This window comes from Methylobacterium sp. WL7 (assembly GCF_008040085.1).
GTDB lineage: Bacteria > Pseudomonadota > Alphaproteobacteria > Rhizobiales > Beijerinckiaceae > Methylobacterium > Methylobacterium mesophilicum.
Genome location: NZ_VRVG01000377.1, coordinates 1 through 487 on the forward strand (window position 1 = coordinate 1; position 487 = coordinate 487).

Genomic DNA, 487 nt, shown 5'->3' on the forward strand with positions numbered 1-487 from the left:
GTGTTGACTTGGGCAAGGACCCATCAGAAATAATAGTATCGACGTTAGATTGACCGCTTTTGATAGAAACGATAGTATCATTAGAGAGGGAAGAAACGGTACTCAGTGATATTTTGAAATTTTCATCCGGTTCGTATTGCAAATCCGGCAAGATGTTGATTGGAAATGTCCAGCTGGTTTCGCCGGGTGCGAATGTATGTGAGCCTGAAACGCCTTGGTAATCAGAGCCAATTTTAGCACTCCCGTCAGAACTTGCGTAAGTGACTGTAACGGAATCTAAAGCAGCACGATCAAGTGCAATGGTGTATAGTGCTTGCCTTGAGGCGACATCGCCCTCCACAATATTGGTTGAGCCAGTTATGCCAATATTTATAGATTGGGGCGATACATCAACGGTCGCTTGCCGCCAGACGTGATCGTAGTAAGAAAAGCTATTATCGCTGTCGGTGCCATAATAATGGCTTATTCTCGAAACGACAGTTAATGG

General features: G+C 44.6%; 1 protein-coding gene. It reads right to left on the reverse strand.

Features of this window, described 5'->3' with window-relative positions:
* The coding region (locus FV233_RS29865) for a Calx-beta domain-containing protein (protein WP_210249533.1) at window positions 1–487 on the reverse strand (487 nt) is incomplete at both ends.